Below are 16,544 nucleotides of genomic sequence, written 5' to 3' on the forward strand. Positions count from 1 at the left end.
TCATTAACTTTTTGGCCATTGACCATAATGCATACGTTAGACTTCCGGCTGCTAACATCAATACCGAAAACAGTTTTCAATAAATCCATAAGAATAAACCTCCGCTTTACTCGGAGATGAGCTGTCTTCACCCAATTCAATTAGATCTAATTTTCTCAACAGGACTTTAACAGCCAACATACTTAGACGAGATTCTCAATTGACTGGTGAAGCTGCCAGTTTTATTTACGACATCATGTGTCCAAAGAGCTCACGGCATTGGCTTCATCTCCACTTTATATAGTAAAAGAAAAAGTGTTGAACGACTACTCCGTCGAGTAATCATCCAACACCAGATTAGTATGTTTTACTGTTTAAATTCTCTGTTTCTTTTTCAAAAGCAGGTAGACAGCCAAAGTTACCAAGCTGATCAAGCTGCCGGCAATCAGGCTGACCGGCAAATAGACCAGGGTCAGCTGGTGCTTGCCCCCCTTTAAGTTGAAGGCCAGGAGGCTGGCAGCGTATTTGCTGGTTTTGACCCGTTTGCCGTTGTCATAGACCAGCCAGTTCTTGGAATATGGAATAGTCGTGATCCAGAGCTTCTTTTGGCTCTTAAAAGTCTGGCTGGAAATTTGCAAGCCAGTCTGCTTTAACTTAAGTTCCGGCGCTTTCAGCTGCTTGATCCCGGCCTTGAAGGCGGAATTGTTAAAGTGCCAGAAGATAAGGTCAGTTAAGTCCAGGGTCGAATTGGTCAAGTTAAAAGTGACCTTGATCTTGGACTTTTTATTTTGGCTGGCGATGTTGACCAGGCGGATCTGCCAGTCCCGGCTCTCGTAGTTGTAGAAGATGTCGTTGATGCTTAAGCTGGCGGTCTTGAAGTCAAAGCCGTCCGGGAGCTGCAGATAGTAGGAGTCATTGCTCTTTGGCGTCAAGCTGAAGGTGACGGAAGCTGGCTTGGCAGAGTTGGCCTTTTTAAAGACCAGGGGATTGGACTGGTTCACTTTCAAGTTGGTCAGCTTGATCTTGCTTTTGACCTTCTTGAAAAGCTGGCCGGACAAGCCCAGGCTTTCCCAGAGCTTTTGCTGGTTGTGAACCGGGTCATTATCCAGGAACTTGACCTTTTTCTGCCCGCTCTGGCTGGCAAAAATCAAAGGCAGGGCCTGCTTGTTTTTTAAAATGCTGATCTGCTTGAACTGCTTTATTGGATAATAGCTGCTCAAATCAGCCCGGTGGTTCAAGTTGTCATAAGGCATCCGCTGGGCGGCTGAAATGCCGTCATAAGAATAATTCGGCTCCAGGTAGTACTTGACTCCCAGGAAGGCGTCAGTCAAAAGCGTCCCGCCCTGGTTGGTGTAAGAGTTGCTGTTGTGGACGTAGCCTAAGCGGCTGAGCAGGTTGGAAGTGCTGGAATTGCTGATGGAGTTAAAGGTCGTGATTCCGTAATAGTTGCCAGTGAAGGGGTCATCGTCTGACCGGCTGAAGCTCTTCTCTGTCCGGTAGAGGCTGGAGTCGGTCTTGGCCAGGTAGCTGGTCGCCTGGTTGACGTTGGCTTCAAACTTGGCATAGTTCTTGTTTTCCTGGTAGGAAATCGCGTTTAAGGAAAAAATCAAGTTGACCGTGACTTCCGAAACGACCAAAAGCAAGGCGTAGTGGCCGGCTAAATAGTGCTGGCCGTAAATAAAGAGAATGAAGAGCAGGCTGGCCAAAAGGAAGAGGCCGGTCGCGACTTGTCCGTCTTGCCGGATAAATTCCAGCTTGTCCGGGTTGATAGCTAGGTAAATGGAGACGCTGGCCCCCAAAAGGGCGGCCAGGATCTTCTGCTGGAGATTGAAGCCGGGTTCCCTGTCCATGTTTTCCAGGGCCAGGTTCAAGGCATAGAAGGAGACCAGGAAGCTGAACCGGGCCGGGTACCAGACCGGGAACTGGCCCAAGTGCCAGATCAAAACCAGGGGGGTAAAGGACAAAGACAAGACCAGGAAGGCCAAAAGCAGACCCCGGGCCAGTTTTTCCCGCTTGCTGAACTGGGAATTAAAGATAAAGAGCAGGGCCAAGAGGGCAAAGCAGGAGCTGATGAAGATGTTGGGCAGGCCGTCCGACATTTCATGGAAGCTGTAAGCCCCGTCGATAAATTTAGCGATTAGCTGGTAGGGCGGAAACTGGAAGTTCAGCTTCCAGCTGATGTCGGCATCAGTTTTCCCAGCTAAAAGTTCCAGAAAAGTCGGCCAGAGGTTGACCCCGGCCAGGCAGCTGCCAAAGAAGCTGCCCTTGAAGTAGGCCCAAAAACGCTTCTTTGGCTCCCTGTTCGTGGCCAGGCTCACTAGCAAATAGAGCAGGCCAAAGAGCAGGGTCATGTAGCCGGTATAGAAGTTGGTCAGCCAGAGCAGGAAGGTAATTAGGACCAGGTGATTTTTCTCCCCGGATAAAAGGCGGTCAATAGCTTCCTGCAGCCAGGGTAAAAGGATCAGGCTGTCCAGCCACATCAAGTTCAAATTGTTGGCGACCACAAAGCCGCAGAGAGCAAAGGACAAGCTGGCGGCCAGAACGTATTCCTTAGCCAGCTGGTACTTCTTTCCCCAGACTAGGTAGGCGGACAGGCCGATAGCTCCGATCTTGCAGGAGATGACCAAAAGGATCCCCTGGGGCAGAAACTTCTGCGGGAAAAAGAGCAAGAGCAGGTTAAAGGGACTGAGCAGGTAGTAGCTGTCCGTCCCCAGCATGGAGCCGCCCAGGCCGCTGGCAAAACTGTAAATCAACTTGCTTGGGTCCTTAAAGAGATTTTGCTGGTAGTAGGCCAGAAAGTCAACGTACTGCTGGCCCAGGTCGACGGTCAGAATATTGCCCTTCTTGCTGAGGAAGTAACCGGCGAAAATCAAGGCCGGCAGGGCGAAGGCCAGGCAGGCATAAAGCTGCTTAAGGCCGAATTCTTGAAAAAAACGTTTTATTTTGGACATGTACATTAAGAATTGGCTAACTCCTCTTCTGAATGATAGAATTGCGCGGGTCTTTTTGCTAAAATTACTTGTTAGTGAGGATGGTTTTATCATGAGTTATTTTAGAAAGAATAGCGGAACTGGCAACAGTAGTCAAACCGCAAACACCCCTCTCAGAATGAAGATTCTGGTCGGGGTCATCTTAATTTTGTTCGCGGCCTTAATCGGCCAATTAGCATACTTGCAGCTCTTCTACGGTTCGCGCTTTTCCGCGGAGGTTAACGCCACCGACGAAAAGACCATGACCAAGTCTGTCCCCCGGGGAGTCATGTACGACTCCCAGGGCCGGGTCCTGGTCGGCAACAAGGCTGAGAACGCGATTACTTACATGCGCAGCCTGTCAACGACTTCCAAAGAGATGTACAAGGTTGCTAATACCCTTAGTAATTATATAAAAATTACCGACGAAAAGCCGACAAAAAGACAAATTGCCGATTATTACCTGGCTGACAGCAGCCGGGCCAAGAAAGTCCTGGCTGCCTTGCCCAAGTCCCAGAAGAAGTCCAGCCTGTCGACTTCAGAAATCAACGACAATGAAGTGGCCTACGTCGAAAACACCCTTAAGCCGTCTTTAACCAGCCAGGAAAAGACGGCCGCCCTCTTGTATAACATGATGTCAGGGGCCACAACCTTGTCGACGATCAACTTAAAGAGTAGCGGCCTCAGCGACAAGGAAATCGCCCAGGTCGGCGAGCACCTGTCTTCCATGCCGGGGGTCGGGATCGGGACTGACTGGAACCGCTACTACCCGAACGGGTCTTCAATCAAAAGTATCATCGGGTCAGTTTCCACGACCAAGACTGGTTTGCCGAGGGACAACCTGCAATACTACCTGGTCAATGGCTATTCCAGAAACGACCGGGTCGGGATTTCCTACCTGGAAAAGGAATACGAGGCCCTCTTGAAGGGGACCAAAGCCAGCTACAAGGTCACCAGCAACTCCAGAAACGAAATCACCAAGACCAAGCAGGTTTACAAGGGCCAGTCCGGGGCCAGCCTGAAATTGACGATTGACGCCAAGTACCAAGCAGCCGTAACCAAGGCCCTCAAGCAGCAGTTTAACTCTGCCTTGAGGGCCGGGGCGGCCAGCCTGTCCAGCGGGGCTTACGCGATCGCCATGAACCCGAATACCGGGGCGATCCTGGCTATGTCCGGGATCAGCCATGACCCATCAACGGGCAAGATCACGGACAACGCCCTGGGCAACATCAACCAGTCCTTTGTTATGGGGTCTGTTGTCAAGGGGGCTCAGGTGGCCGGGGGCTTGATCAATAAGGTCATCACCCCAACCAACAACACCCTGCCGGATACGGCCATCTACCTGCCTGGTACTCCGGTCAAGAAGTCTGTTTACCCGACCGGGACTTTCAGCTCCTTGACGGCGGCCAGCGCCCTGGAAGTATCTTCCAACATCTACATGATGCAGTTGACCCTGCGCTGGGTGAAGGCCAGCTATGTGGCCAAGCAGTACATTCACATGCCGGATACGGCCTTTGAGACCTTGAGAAACAACTTTGCCATGTTTGGTTTGGGGCAAAAGACCGGGATCGACCTGCCAGGTGAAAGCTCCGGTATCCAAGGGGCATCAACTGACTCCAACGGGATCATCCTGTCTGGGTCAGTCCTCGACGAATCCTACGGGAACTATGATGCTTATACCCCAATCCAGCTGGTTCAGTATATTTCAACGATTGCCAACGGGGGCTACCGGATGCAGCCATACGTTGTCCAGTCTATCGGCAGAACCAGCAGCGACGGCAAGCACTTTTATACTTACTATAACAAGAAGCCGACTGTCCAGTTCAAGATCCCTTGGACAGCGGATGAGCTGGCTGTCATCAAGCAGGGGCTCTACCAGGTCGTTCACGGGTCCAACGCTTGGGGGACAGCGCATGCCTTGAAGAATGTCAAGCCGTCGATCTCCGCTAAAACCGGTACGGCCCAGACATTCTACTACAACACTAAGACCAAGAAGTCGACTGATAAGGAACTGATTAACGAAACCATGGCCGGCTGGGCTTCGTCTAACCACCCGCAGATTGCTTTCGCGGTTGTTTTTGTCGGCATCGATCCGAATAAGGAAGGCAACTACAACAAGAACATGGCCAAGTCGATGGTGACGACTTACTACAATATGTACAAGGGAAAGTTTTCAAGCACAAATTAATAGTTAATTTGGCAAGATAACTTGCTCTTTGCCCTTGGAAATGTTATGATTGTACAGTCAGATATTAATTGTAGGTGGTGAAAATAATGGCAGACAACATCATTTTAGAATGCACCGAATGTGGCGACAGAAGTTACTTATCTAAGAAGAACAAGCGTAAGCATCCGGAACGTTTGACCTTGAAGAAGTATTGCCCAGTTGAAAGACAGGTAACTCTTCACCGCGAGACTAAGTAATAAAAGACAGCAGGTCGAAAGGCCTGCTTTTTTATTTTGCAGGAAGTGAGGGCGTGACTGCTTTGATGGACAAGAAGACTTTCCGCTCCTGGCAAAGGCAGCGGCTGGCGGATTTCGCCAAGACTTCGGCTAAAAAAAGGCAAGACCAGGAATTGACTTCCCTGGCCCTGCAGCATCCCCTGGTCCAGGAGGCGAAAAAAATTGGCCTGACCCTACCCATGCTGCTGGAAGTGGACATAAATGGCTTGATTAAAGAGCTGCGGGGAGAGGGTAAGGAGCTCTATCTGGCTAAGTGCCATCCCGGCTGGCAGCTGGACTTTTTAAAATGGGACGAAGGCGCTCCCTTAATGCAGACCAAGTTCGGGGTCTGGGAGCTGGCGGAAGAAAAAGAAGCTGATAACGCCTTGGACCTGCTTTTTGTTCCCGGCCTGGCCTTCAGTCCGGCGGGCAAGAGCCGGATTGGTTTTGGCGGGGGCTACTACGACCGCTTTTTGGCCCAAAATTCCGTCCAGACCCTGGCCCTGGTCAACTCAGCCATGTACTTTAAGACTCCGGTCTGGCCAATGGAAGACCATGACCAGGCCATGGATGATTTGATTATTGTAAAGGAGGCCGGTGATGAATAATCTGCGGCGTAATTATATGACAACCGCGCTGGTTGTGGTCCTCTTTGCCGTTTTTCTGGTGGAAACCTTTATGGGCGGTTCTGAGAGCACTTCTGTTTTGCTGAAAATGGGGGCTATGTTCAACCCGGCCGTGGTTATGGAAGGACAGTGGTGGCGCCTGTTTACCGCCCAGTTCCTCCATATCGGGATCATGCACATCGCTTCCAACGCGATTATGATCTACTATATCGGCCAGTACGCTGAGCCGGTTTTTGGCCACTGGCGCTTTTTGCTGATCTACCTGCTGTCAGGGGTGGGCGGCAGTCTTTTAACCTTGGCTTTTGGCAATGACCAGGCCATCAGTGCCGGGGCCTCAACTGCCCTCTTTGGCCTCTTTGGGGCCATGACCTGCGCCGGCTTTAAGGATAAAGACAATACCCTTTTGTCCTTCCTGGGCCGGCAGGCTTTGGCCTTAGCGGTCATCAACCTGGTCCTGGACGTCTTCATGCCTGACGTGGATATTCTGGGCCACTTGGGCGGTTTGATCACCGGGGCCTTGCTGGCGGTAATCCTGGGTGACGCGACCTATAAAGGCTACGGCAAGGGCGGCCGGCTATTGGCCGCGGCTGGCTTGATTGTCTATGTGGTTTTAATTTTGCGTTTAGGAATGGCAGTGACGGTATAATGACTGTTTTGAAAAATCTTTACGATGTCCAGCAGCTTTTGAAAAAATACGGCATCCTGGTCCACTTGGGCAAGCGGAAGTGGGACATCGAATTAATGGCGATTGAATTAGACAATTTGTATAAGGCAGGCCTCTTAGAGAAAAAAATCTATTTAAACGCGAAACTGGTCTTAAAGCATGAGCACGAATACGAAGAACGGCTTGAGCGGGAAAAAAGGCTGGACTAGCTAGCCCCAGGCTGAATTTAGCGTTATTATGAGATAAGACTTGCAAGAAGGAGCTTTTTTACATGACCAATTTTTTAATCGTTCTTGACGTCATCTTGGGCGTCATCCTGCTGGGCTTTCTGGGCTTCTGGGCCTACAACCGGATCCAGGCCAAGCGCCTGGGCGGGGAGCTGACCAACGAAGAATTCAAGGCCGGGATGCGGAAGGCGCAGATCATCGACGTCCGCGAAGCCAATGAGTTCAAGCATGAACATATTGATGGGGCAAGAAACATCCCATATACCATGTTCAAGTACCAATACACCGAACTGCGGCCAGACCTGCCGGTCTACCTCTACTCGGACTCTTTGACCATGACCCTGCGCTGCGCCAGCATTCTGCGCAAGCACAATTTTGCCAAGGTCTTTTACCTCAAGGACGGCTTCTCCCAATGGGACGGCCGTAAGAAGGCAGCCAAGAACTAAGCTGAAAGCTTGCTGAGAAAATTTCTCAAGCAGGCTTTTTTGGTTTATGATGATAGAAGAGAAAATTGCAGGAGGATTTTATGCAGAAAGTAGTGGCCATAGTCGGGCCGACCGCCGTGGGCAAGACCAGCCTGGCTATCGAGATCGCCAAGAAACTGGACGGGGAGATCGTCTCCGGGGACTCCATGCAGATCTACAAAGAAGTAGCCATTGGCACGGCCAAGGCCAGCCGGGAAGAGCAGGCAGAAGTCAAGCACTACCTGGTGGATGCCCACTCGGTCTTTGAGGATTTTTCCGTAAAAAATTTCGTTGATGAGGCCCGGTCCGCCATCGGAGAGATCGCGGGCAGGGGCAAGCTGGCGATTATCGCAGGCGGGACTGGCTTTTACGTCAATGCCCTTTTAAATGACATGCAGCTGGGGGACAAGGAAGAAGAAGCAGCCAGCGTGGATTCGGAATGGGAAGACTTTTTAGCAGCTAACGGCCCCCAGGCCTTGTGGGAGGAATTAAACAAGAAAGACCCGGAAGCTGCTAAGAAGATCCCGGTGGCCAACAGCCGAAGAAGCCTTAGGGCCCTCAGCGTGATCAGCCGGACGGGCGGGCTCTTTTCCAAGCAACAGGCAGAAATTAAGCCCCGCTATGACTACTTGATCATCGGCTTAAACAGTGACCGGGAGGCCATCTACCAGCGGATCAACCAGAGAGTGGACTTGATGATGGAGGCCGGGCTGTTAGAAGAGGCCCGCTTTGTCTACGAGCACCGGGCAGGCGAGCACCAGGTCCTGCAGGCTATCGGCTATAAGGAATTTTTTCCTTATTTTGCAGGAGAGGCCAGCTTGGAAGCCTGCGTGACGGCCCTTAAGACGGCCTCAAGGCGGTATGCCAAGCGGCAGCTGACTTACTTTAGGAATAAATTGCCGGTTGAGTGGTATGATCCCTTGACGGATCCCAACTGCGCTAACCGGATTGCTGTCAGAATAGAAGAATGGATGAAGTAAGAAAAATGAGAAAATTACCAGAAGAATTAAAGGCAATCCTGGCTGAAGTTGACCAGGAAATTGCCCCCCGCCTGCGGGAAATTGACGACCAGGTGGTCTATAACCAGGGAAAGGTCCTCAAGGCCTTTGTCGACCACCAGGTGGCGGAAGCTGACCTCAAGGGGACCAACAACGGCTACGGGGACAATGACATCGGCCGAGAAAAGCTGGAAGCCATCTATGCCCAGGTTTTCCAGACTGAAGACGCCCTGGTCCGGCCCCAGTTCGTCTCCGGTACCCACACCCTGGCCGTGGCGTTAGACGGCAACCTTTTGCCAGGTGAAACTTTGACCTACCTGACCGGGATGCCTTATGACACCATGCAGCAGGTGATCGGCCTGGCCCCGAAGAAGCGGGGGACCTTGATCCAGAAGGGGATCAACTTCTCCTACGTGCCTTTAAACGAAGAAGGCGGGGTTGACTACGAAGAAGCGGAAAAGGTCCTCAAGCGCGACCAGCCCCATATCGTGGTCATCCAGCGGTCTAGGGGCTATGACACCCGGCAGAGCTACACGGTTGACCAGATCAAGGAAATGACTGCTTTTGTTAAAAAGGTCAGCCCAGAAAGCTTGGTCTTCGTCGACAACTGCTATGGGGAATTTTCTGAAAAGCATGAGCCGACTGAATACGGGGTCGACTTCATGGCCGGCTCCTTGATCAAGAACGCCGGCGGCGGGATCGCCCAGACTGGCGGCTACATCGTCGGCAAAGAGGAACTGGTTGAAAACGCGGCTATCCGCTTGACGGCTCCGGGGATCGGCAAGGAAGAAGGGGCCACCTTGACCAACATGCACGAGTTTTATGAAGGCTTCTTCTTGGCTCCGCACACAACCGGTGAAGCCATCAAGGGGATGATCTTCTCAGCAGATGGCCCGATCCGGCCGCCTTACGCCCTCTACATGCAAGGTGGTCTAACTTATGCTCACGATAGAATAGCAATTACAAATGCCGTAAATCATTTATTTTTTTAAGGGAAATGGCTAAAAGTCCTTTTTTATTAAAAAAGTCTTTAGACCAATTTGACCTCACGTGGTTAGAGTGGTATTTTTAAAGCATCGATTAGCACAGAGCCAATTGATTAGTTGATTGTAAATTTATTCTTGATTTTTAAAGGTGAGAACATGAGCAAGGTAATTACTGAAGAAGAGATCCGCAAAGATGTAGAAGAGAAGAACGTTCGCTTTTTGCGTTTGGCCTTCACTGATATTAACGGTACGCTGAAGAACTTGGAAGTTCCTGTCAGCCAATTGGACGACGTCTTGGGCAACCAAACCCGTTTTGACGGTTCATCAATCGACGGCTTCGTTCGTCTGGAAGAAAGCGACATGATTCTGTACCCAGACCTGGCAACTTGGTTAGTTCTGCCATGGACGACTGTTGAAGAAGGCACGATCGGCCGCTTGGTCTGCTCAGTTCACAACGTAGACGGCACTCCATTTGAAGGTGACCCACGCAACAACTTGAAGAAGGTTATTGCGGAAATGGAAGAAATGGGCTTCTCCGACTTTGAAATCGGCTTTGAAGCTGAATTCTTCCTCTTCAAGGAAGGCAAGAACGGGGAAGAAACCACCAAGGTTTCCGACCACAGCTCATACTTCGACATGGCTTCTGAAGACGAAGGCGCCAAGTGCCGCCGGGAAATCGTGGAAACTTTGGAAAAGCTGGGCTTCCGCGTAGAAGCTGCCCACCACGAAGTCGGCGATGGCCAGCAGGAAATCGACTTCCGCTTCGACAACGCCTTGGCAACTGCTGACAAGTTGCAAACCTTCAAGATGGTTGTCAAGACTATCGCTCGCAAGTACCACCTGCACGCAAGCTTCATGGCTAAGCCAGTTGAAGGTTTGGCCGGCAACGGGATGCACACCAACATGTCCCTCCTCAAGGACGGCAAGAACGCCTTCTACGACAAGGATGGCCAATACCACCTGTCAACTACTGCCTTGACCTTCTTGAACGGGATTCTGGAACACGCCCGCGCTATTACCTGCGTGGCTAACCCAACGGTCAACTCCTACAAGCGGCTGATCCCAGGCTTTGAAGCCCCAGTTTACATCTCATGGGCTAGCCGGAACCGGTCACCAATGGTCCGGATTCCTAACGCCAACGAAGTCGGCACTCGTTTGGAAATGCGGTCAACTGACCCAACTGCTAACCCATACCTGCTTTTGTCAGCCTGCTTGAAGGCTGGTTTGACCGGGATCAAGGAAGGCAAGCTGCCAATGGCACCTGTGACTTCCAACCTGTTTGAAATGACTGATGACGAACGCAAGGAACTGGGCATCAAGCCATTGCCATCAACCCTGCACAATGCTATCAAGGCCTTCAAGGAAGACGAAGTCGTAAAGTCTGCCTTCAGCGAACACATCGTTGACAGCTTCCTGGAATTGAAGGAAACTGAATGGGCTCTGTACACCCAATCAGTTTCAGAATGGGAAGTAAAGCGCTACTTCAACTACTAAAGTTCAGAATACGATGTTTGTCATTGACTAATCAGAAAGTCTGCCTTTTGCGCAGGCTTTTTTCTTATGAAGAAATCAGACGTAATTATCTTAATCAAGCTGGCGCTTGCTAGCGCTTTACTGCTGGATAATCGAAAAAAGGCAAAGAGATTTTTGCCAGCCTTAGCGCAGAGGGGAAAAATATGGTAAAATCTAATTTGTTTTTAAGCAAAAATCATTATTATTGATTGAGACTAAAGTAGGTTATACAGTGAGCAGCAAGAGCGCAAGTGTTTCCCCGGCTAAAGCGGGGCGGATGGAGAAGGAAAAGAGCAAGTCGATTTATTCCAAAGACGTCATCTTGGTCATGACCGCCTCCTTCCTGTTTTTGTTCGGGACCATGTTCAACAACCCATTGATCAACGGCTATGCTGAAAGCCTGGGGGCTAGCAGCATTTTAGCCGGGGTGATCGTGGGGATTATGAGCTTCGCGGCCATGTTTCTCCGGCCAATCGCCGGCAACTTGACTGACAAGTTCTCCAAGTACCAGCTGTCTTTTATCGGCGGGGTGCTGATCCTTATCGGGATCGTGGGCTATATTGTTTCGCCTAACGGGGAGCTCTTGCTCTTGTTTAGAATCATCAACGGGACTGGTTTTGTCCTTTGCACGGTCTGCATGACCACCTGGATCGCCTTCCTGGTTCCCCGCCAGCACGTCGGGTCTGCCATGGGTTTGTACGGGCTGATGAATGCTTTGGCCATGTCCATTGCCCCGGCTATTTCCATCAACCTTTATAAGGTGATTGGCTACCGGAAAACCATGATGCTGCCAGCCGCGGCAACTTTGATCATGATCATCATTATCCAGTTCGTCGGCAACCGGGCTGTTCCTAGTCCTCGGCAAAAAGAAAAGAAGCAGTTCAAGATGATCTCCGTCAACGCTTTGCCAGTAGCACTTTTGACGACCTGTTTCGGGATTCCATACTTCGTCACCCAGGCCGACATCGTGACTTACGTGGCCAAGATGCACATGCCAGTGGCGGTAGGGAGCTACTTCTTCATCTACGCCATCGTCTTGCTCTTGATCCGGACCTTCCTCAAGAACTACTTTGACACGGTCCGCTTCGGGGTCTGGTTCTGGCTGAGCCTGGTGGCTACGGCCATTTACCTGGTCCTTTTGGCTTACATGAGCAGCAACTGGATGATGGCCCTGGGGGCGGCCGGGATGGCGGTCGGCTATGGCTTGATCTACTCCGTCCTGCAGTCAACGGCCCTGCTTTTGTCACCGGCCAATGAACAGGGCCTGGGCAGCTCCACCTTTTACCTGGGTCTGGACATCGCCATGGCCTTTGGGCCGATGCTGGCCGGGGTTGTGGCCAAGGCTCTGCCGGGCCGCTGGTTCTACCTGGTTCAGCTGATCGTGGTACCTTTGGCCTTGATCGTTTACCTGATTTGGCGCAAGCGCCTGAACGGGGCAATTGATAATCACTAAAATCAAAAAATTAAGCCAGCCGCCAGGCTGGTTTTTCTTTTGCCTCCCAATTAGCTATAATGAATGAAAGCGTAAATTTTTTGGAAGGAAGAAAACAATAATGGAAATCGAGAAATTGAAGGCAGACTACATCAATTGGCTGGCGGGACAGACAGTTTTTAAGCCTTGGTCAGACACGGTTTTCCAGGTGGAAAACGAACTGGTTGATGCCTATGGCCGCAAGCCTTTTGTCCTGGTCGAAAAAAACGGGGACCAGTACACGGTAACTGATGACGGATACCTCATGTTCAAGTACAACCCATTGGAAGAAAACGAGGATTTGAACGAGTACGCGGCCGGGATGATTATGGCCGCTGGTTTTGACTTTGATGAAGACCATGCCGTGATTGAGCAGACAATCAGTGAAGAAAGTTTGCCTGGCGCCATCAATGCCTTGATGCAGCTGGAAATCATGATTTCCTTTATTGCTTAAAAAGTCAGGAGGAAGAAGATAAAAGAAAAAATAGATATTCTATGAGAAGGTAAGAAGCCTTGCACGCTTGTGCAGGGCTTTTTTATAAAAATAAAGGTCTGACTCCGAAATATGGAATCAGACCTTTGTAGTTTATAGTTGTTTATATCTTAATTTGCCTACTCAAGCAATTTGGCTTCCTTGAGCAATTCTTCCAGCCAAGTGCCCTGGACCTTCTTCATGGCCCCCTTGACCGCGATCTTTGGCAGCGGCAGGTCCATCTGGTCGATTGGCTTCTTGTCGTTTAAGTAGTAGGTTGCCTTCAAAAGTTCCCGGATATCGTAAACGGAGTTGAAGACTTCCGGTACCCCGCGGTCAACGTTCAGCAGGGTGTAGACGGCTTCCATGGCGGTCCGGACTGAGTATTCAGTGGTGAAGACCGTGTCTCTGGTCGGAGATTCAGCGAAGTTGCCGATGAAGGCCAGGTTGACTGAACCATCTGGCACGACTGCCGGCCGGTCGCCCTTCTTCCGCATCTGGAAGTAAGCAGTGATGTAAGGCATGTAAACCGGAACAGTGTTGACATAGTCATCGCCGGCATACTTCTTGATCAAATCGTCTGGCACGCCCAGGTGGTAGAGGAGTTCTTCCGTAATCTCTTCACCCGTGCAGTCAACGACCCGCTTCTTGATGTAGTTGCCTGGGGTGTCAGAGTAAAGGGCATAGATCCAGACAACGGTTTCGTTTTCCTTTTGGTCCTTGAAGTGCGGCTGACGGTGGATGGTGAAGGAGAGCATCCAGCCCGAGTCAGTTACGGTGATGATCCCGCCCGTGTTGACCCGGTGCTGGTGGATGTCCCGCTTGGTCAGGCGTTCAAAGTATGGCTCCAGAGTAGCATCCTTCATGGTCATGGTCGCGGAAACGAACCAGGCTCTTTCCAGGATGTTTTCGGAGAAGACTTCCGGGTGGCCAAAGGATTCGTCTTGTTCAGCCAGATTCTGCCACAGGTGCCAAGACCCGCCCAGCTTGTGGGTGATCGGCGCTGGAGTGTGGTGGGTGCCGTAAGTTGAGCTTTCAACGATTGACCCATTGGTCACGTATACCAGGTCGTCCGGGGTCAGGTCGATTTCCTGGTGTTCCCCGTCTCTGGTGAGGATCAGCTTCTTGGCAACTTCTTGGCAACCTTTTCGCCGTTGCTGGTATCAACTACGACATTTTCAACTTGGGTGTTGTAGCAGATGTCAACGTCATGGCTTTCCAGGTAGGCCAAAAGGGGCTTGGTCATTGATTCGTACTGGTTGTACTTGTTGAACTTCAAGGCTGACAGGTCCGGCAAGCCGTCGATGTGGTGGATGAAACGCATCGCGTAGCGGCGCATTTCAATGACTGAGTGCCACTTTTCAAAGGCAAACATGGTTGCCCAGTAAGCCCAGAAGTTGGTTTCAAAGAATTTATCAGAGAAGAAATCTTCAATTGAAACTCCTTCTAGCTTGTCTTCCGGGGTCATGACCAGCTTGACGATTTCCCCGGTGCACTTGCCCAGGCCATACTGGCCGTCAGTTGGCACCCGGTCGCCTCGGTGGTGGATCAGGCGGCAGTTGGATGAGCTAGGGTCATCCTTGTCCAGCCAGGCATACTCGTCCAGGTAGGAATCGCCAGGAATTTCCAAAGATGGAATTGACCGGTACATGTCCCAAAGGCATTCAAAGTGGTTTTCTATTTCCCAGCCGCCCCGGATGATATAGCCGTATTCCGGCCGCTTGGTCCCGTTCAGGGAACCCCCGGCCAGGGCTTCTTCTTCTAGCAAGTGAATCTTCTTGCCATCCATGTAGCCGTCGCGGATCATGAAGACGCAGGCAGCTAAGCCGGCCAGGCCGCCCCCGATGACATAAGCGCTTTTCTTGTCAGCGTCTTTTGGCTTTCTAGCGTCAGTAAATGCTTCGTAATTACCGTTTGAATAATACATCTCATTCACCTCATATTAACTTGCTAACTGTTTTCTGATTTTCACCTTGCATTCCAGCATTTATAGAAAAAGTTTTCAAATAAAGTTTTTCTAAAAATATTGGGTACCAGTATAGATAATTTCGATTGAATAAGAAAAGTTAAGTTGGAGGGAGGAGGGGGAAAAAGCTTTCAAGTTGCTAAGGAAATTTGTTATCATGGAATGATGCAGATTAAGGATTGGAGCGGATATTGCATATGAAAGGGTTGAAAAGCCTGGCTTTTGTTTACGCCAGCATATTTAGTTTACTGATTGGTTTAGGAGCAGGGATTTTTTTGACAATTTCCAGTGAATTAATTTCCCTTTTCTGGTCAAAGCGGACCTTGACCCATCCAGGTCTTCTGCTGCTCCAGTGCCTCTTGTGGATCAGCGACCTGGTTGAAAAGGAAAAGGCAGTGGGCCTTAAAGCCGTAACTGATGGTGAATTCCGCCGCAGCTGGTGGCACCTGGACTTCTTGTGGGGGCTTAAAGGGGGAATCAAGTACGACTACCAATAAAGCTATAAGTTCCATGGGGTCAAGACCCGGACTGACAATGCTGAATTGGGCGGCAAGGTAGCCTACAACCCAGACCATCCTTTCTTTGACCACTTCCTTTTCACCCAAAAGGCGGCCGGGGACGCGGTAGCCAAGCAGACTATTCCTTCACCAACCATGCTCTTCAGAGATAACCGGCCTGACAACTGGCCAGAATTCTACGCTAGCTGGGAAGACTACCTGGCTGACTTAGGCAAGGCCTACAACGAAACCATCAAGCACTTTTACGATCTCGTCTGCCGCTACCTGCAAATCGACGACACCACCTGGGCTTTTTTGATCAGCAAGCTCAATGAAAGCCAGGACAATCCAGAAGAGCATGCCAAGTACGTCCACTTGGCTGAAAGCGCGGTAACGGTTATCAACGCTGCTTTGGAAGGCCTGCCGGAAGACTTGACGGTAACGACCCACATCTACCGGGGCAACTTCAAGTCCACCTTCCTCTTCTCCAGCGGCTATGAACCGGTTGCGCCTTACCTGGCCCAGCTGAACTACGATGGCTTTTTCCTGGAATACGACTCAGACAGATCCGGTGACCTGGCGCCAATCAAGCAGATCTGGAACGGCCGGGAAAATGTCAAGCTCGTCTTGGGTCTGGTAACTTCCAAGTTTGGCCAATTGGAAGACAAGGACGCGGTCATCGCCCGCTTAAAGGAAGCCAGCGGCTATGTGCCTTTGGCAAACCTCTGCCTCAGTCCGCAATGCGGCTTTGCGTCAACTGAAGAGGGCAACACCTTGACTGAAGAAGAGGAATGGAACAAGCTGAAGTTCATCAAGGAAGTCGCTGACGAAGTTTGGGGCGAATAAAAACTAAACTGATTAAGGATTACAGAAAAACTCCTGTGCAAGCTAGTGTAGTGTCATACTGATATCTTAAGTATGTTTAGTGCTATAGCTTTGGATACAAAGATGCAAGTTTGATACGTGCATCCGAAGTTCTAAACTGCCAGTTTACCAAAGCATAGCTATTATTTCGCTCACTTTCCCAAGCGCTCAATTCTTCGCGTAGTGTCTCAATATCCGGGATTCTTCTAGAAAGACACTGTCTGGTCATCACATTTAGCTCAATTTCAGCGATATCTAACCAGCTGCCATGCTTGGGAGTATAGTGAATCTCAAGCTTCTTGATGATTCGACGTGCTTCCTCCGGGTTGAAAGCCTTATATAGTGAGGATGGCTTGTGCGTATTAAGATTGTCCATGACAAGAATGATCTTCTCGGCTTCAGGGTAC

At 50.5% G+C, this 16,544-nt stretch carries 13 protein-coding genes and 2 pseudogenes; 12 read left to right on the top strand and 3 right to left on the bottom strand.

Features of this window, described 5'->3' with window-relative positions:
• Positions 1 to 353: 353 nt before the first annotated feature.
• The gene (locus FD23_RS05435) at positions 354 to 2,936 is read right to left on the bottom strand and encodes a YfhO family protein (RefSeq protein WP_025895836.1); all 2,583 of its coding nucleotides are present in this window, start codon (positions 2,934 to 2,936) and stop codon (positions 354 to 356) included.
• An 85-nt stretch (positions 2,937 to 3,021) separates the two neighbouring features.
• Here FD23_RS05435 and FD23_RS05440 point away from each other — a divergent pair, with 85 nt between their 5' ends.
• The 11 genes from FD23_RS05440 to FD23_RS05485 all read left to right on the top strand — a co-directional run bounded on the left by FD23_RS05440 (position 3,022) and on the right by FD23_RS05485 (position 12,792).
• On the top strand, positions 3,022 to 5,136 hold the full coding sequence (locus tag FD23_RS05440) for a peptidoglycan D,D-transpeptidase FtsI family protein (protein WP_052933713.1): 2,115 nt from the start codon (positions 3,022 to 3,024) through the stop codon (positions 5,134 to 5,136).
• Positions 5,137 to 5,222: 86 nt separating this feature from the next.
• A complete protein-coding gene (gene rpmG / locus FD23_RS09360) occupies positions 5,223 to 5,372 on the top strand; it encodes a 50S ribosomal protein L33 (RefSeq protein WP_002879260.1) in 150 nt (49 codons plus the stop codon).
• Between the two features lie 53 nt (positions 5,373 to 5,425).
• Positions 5,426 to 5,998: a 5-formyltetrahydrofolate cyclo-ligase gene (locus tag FD23_RS05445; RefSeq protein ID WP_025895838.1), complete on the top strand. Its 573-nt coding sequence runs from the start codon at positions 5,426 to 5,428 to the stop codon at positions 5,996 to 5,998.
• Entirely contained in the window at positions 5,991 to 6,662 is a 672-nt protein-coding gene (locus tag FD23_RS05450; protein ID WP_025895840.1) for a rhomboid family intramembrane serine protease, read from the top strand. Before FD23_RS05445 ends, FD23_RS05450 begins: the two co-directional genes overlap by 8 nt.
• The gene (locus tag FD23_RS05455; protein ID WP_003614169.1) at positions 6,662 to 6,889 is read left to right on the top strand and encodes a YqgQ family protein; all 228 of its coding nucleotides are present in this window, start codon (positions 6,662 to 6,664) and stop codon (positions 6,887 to 6,889) included. Before FD23_RS05450 ends, FD23_RS05455 begins: the two co-directional genes overlap by 1 nt.
• A gap of 62 nt (positions 6,890 to 6,951) precedes the next feature.
• Complete coding sequence (locus tag FD23_RS05460) at positions 6,952 to 7,353, top strand: rhodanese-like domain-containing protein (protein ID WP_002879265.1); 402 nt, start codon at positions 6,952 to 6,954, stop codon at positions 7,351 to 7,353.
• 80 nt (positions 7,354 to 7,433) lie between these two features.
• A complete protein-coding gene (gene miaA, locus FD23_RS05465) occupies positions 7,434 to 8,351 on the top strand; it encodes a tRNA (adenosine(37)-N6)-dimethylallyltransferase MiaA (RefSeq protein WP_052933712.1) in 918 nt (305 codons plus the stop codon).
• 5 nt (positions 8,352 to 8,356) lie between these two features.
• Entirely contained in the window at positions 8,357 to 9,361 is a 1,005-nt protein-coding gene (locus tag FD23_RS05470) for a methionine gamma-lyase family protein (protein ID WP_025895844.1), read from the top strand.
• A gap of 150 nt (positions 9,362 to 9,511) precedes the next feature.
• Positions 9,512 to 10,849 carry a type I glutamate--ammonia ligase gene (gene glnA, locus FD23_RS05475; protein ID WP_025895846.1) on the top strand — a complete coding sequence of 446 codons (1,338 nt, stop codon included), beginning with the start codon at positions 9,512 to 9,514 and terminating at the stop codon, positions 10,847 to 10,849.
• Positions 10,850 to 11,099: 250 nt separating this feature from the next.
• A complete protein-coding gene (locus tag FD23_RS05480; RefSeq protein ID WP_025895848.1) occupies positions 11,100 to 12,320 on the top strand; it encodes an MFS transporter in 1,221 nt (406 codons plus the stop codon).
• A gap of 100 nt (positions 12,321 to 12,420) precedes the next feature.
• A complete protein-coding gene (locus FD23_RS05485; RefSeq protein WP_025895849.1) occupies positions 12,421 to 12,792 on the top strand; it encodes a hypothetical protein in 372 nt (123 codons plus the stop codon).
• Positions 12,793 to 12,950: 158 nt separating this feature from the next.
• Here the strand turns inward: FD23_RS05485 and FD23_RS05490 are convergent.
• A pseudogene (locus FD23_RS05490) lies at positions 12,951 to 14,737 on the bottom strand (oleate hydratase).
• Between the two features lie 404 nt (positions 14,738 to 15,141).
• On the opposite strand from FD23_RS05490, the pseudogene FD23_RS05500 reads away from it, so the two are divergent.
• A pseudogene (locus tag FD23_RS05500) lies at positions 15,142 to 16,119 on the top strand (5-methyltetrahydropteroyltriglutamate--homocysteine S-methyltransferase); the annotation flags it as partial.
• A gap of 82 nt (positions 16,120 to 16,201) precedes the next feature.
• On the opposite strand, the gene FD23_RS05505 reads toward FD23_RS05500, so the two are convergent.
• Positions 16,202 to 16,544, bottom strand: a 343-nt coding sequence (locus FD23_RS05505) for a transposase (RefSeq protein WP_057717953.1), incomplete at its 5' end; no start/stop codon positions are given.

The sequence above is a fragment of the Lactobacillus delbrueckii subsp. delbrueckii DSM 20074 = JCM 1012 genome (genome assembly GCF_001433875.1).
In the GTDB taxonomy this organism is placed as follows: domain Bacteria; phylum Bacillota; class Bacilli; order Lactobacillales; family Lactobacillaceae; genus Lactobacillus; species Lactobacillus delbrueckii.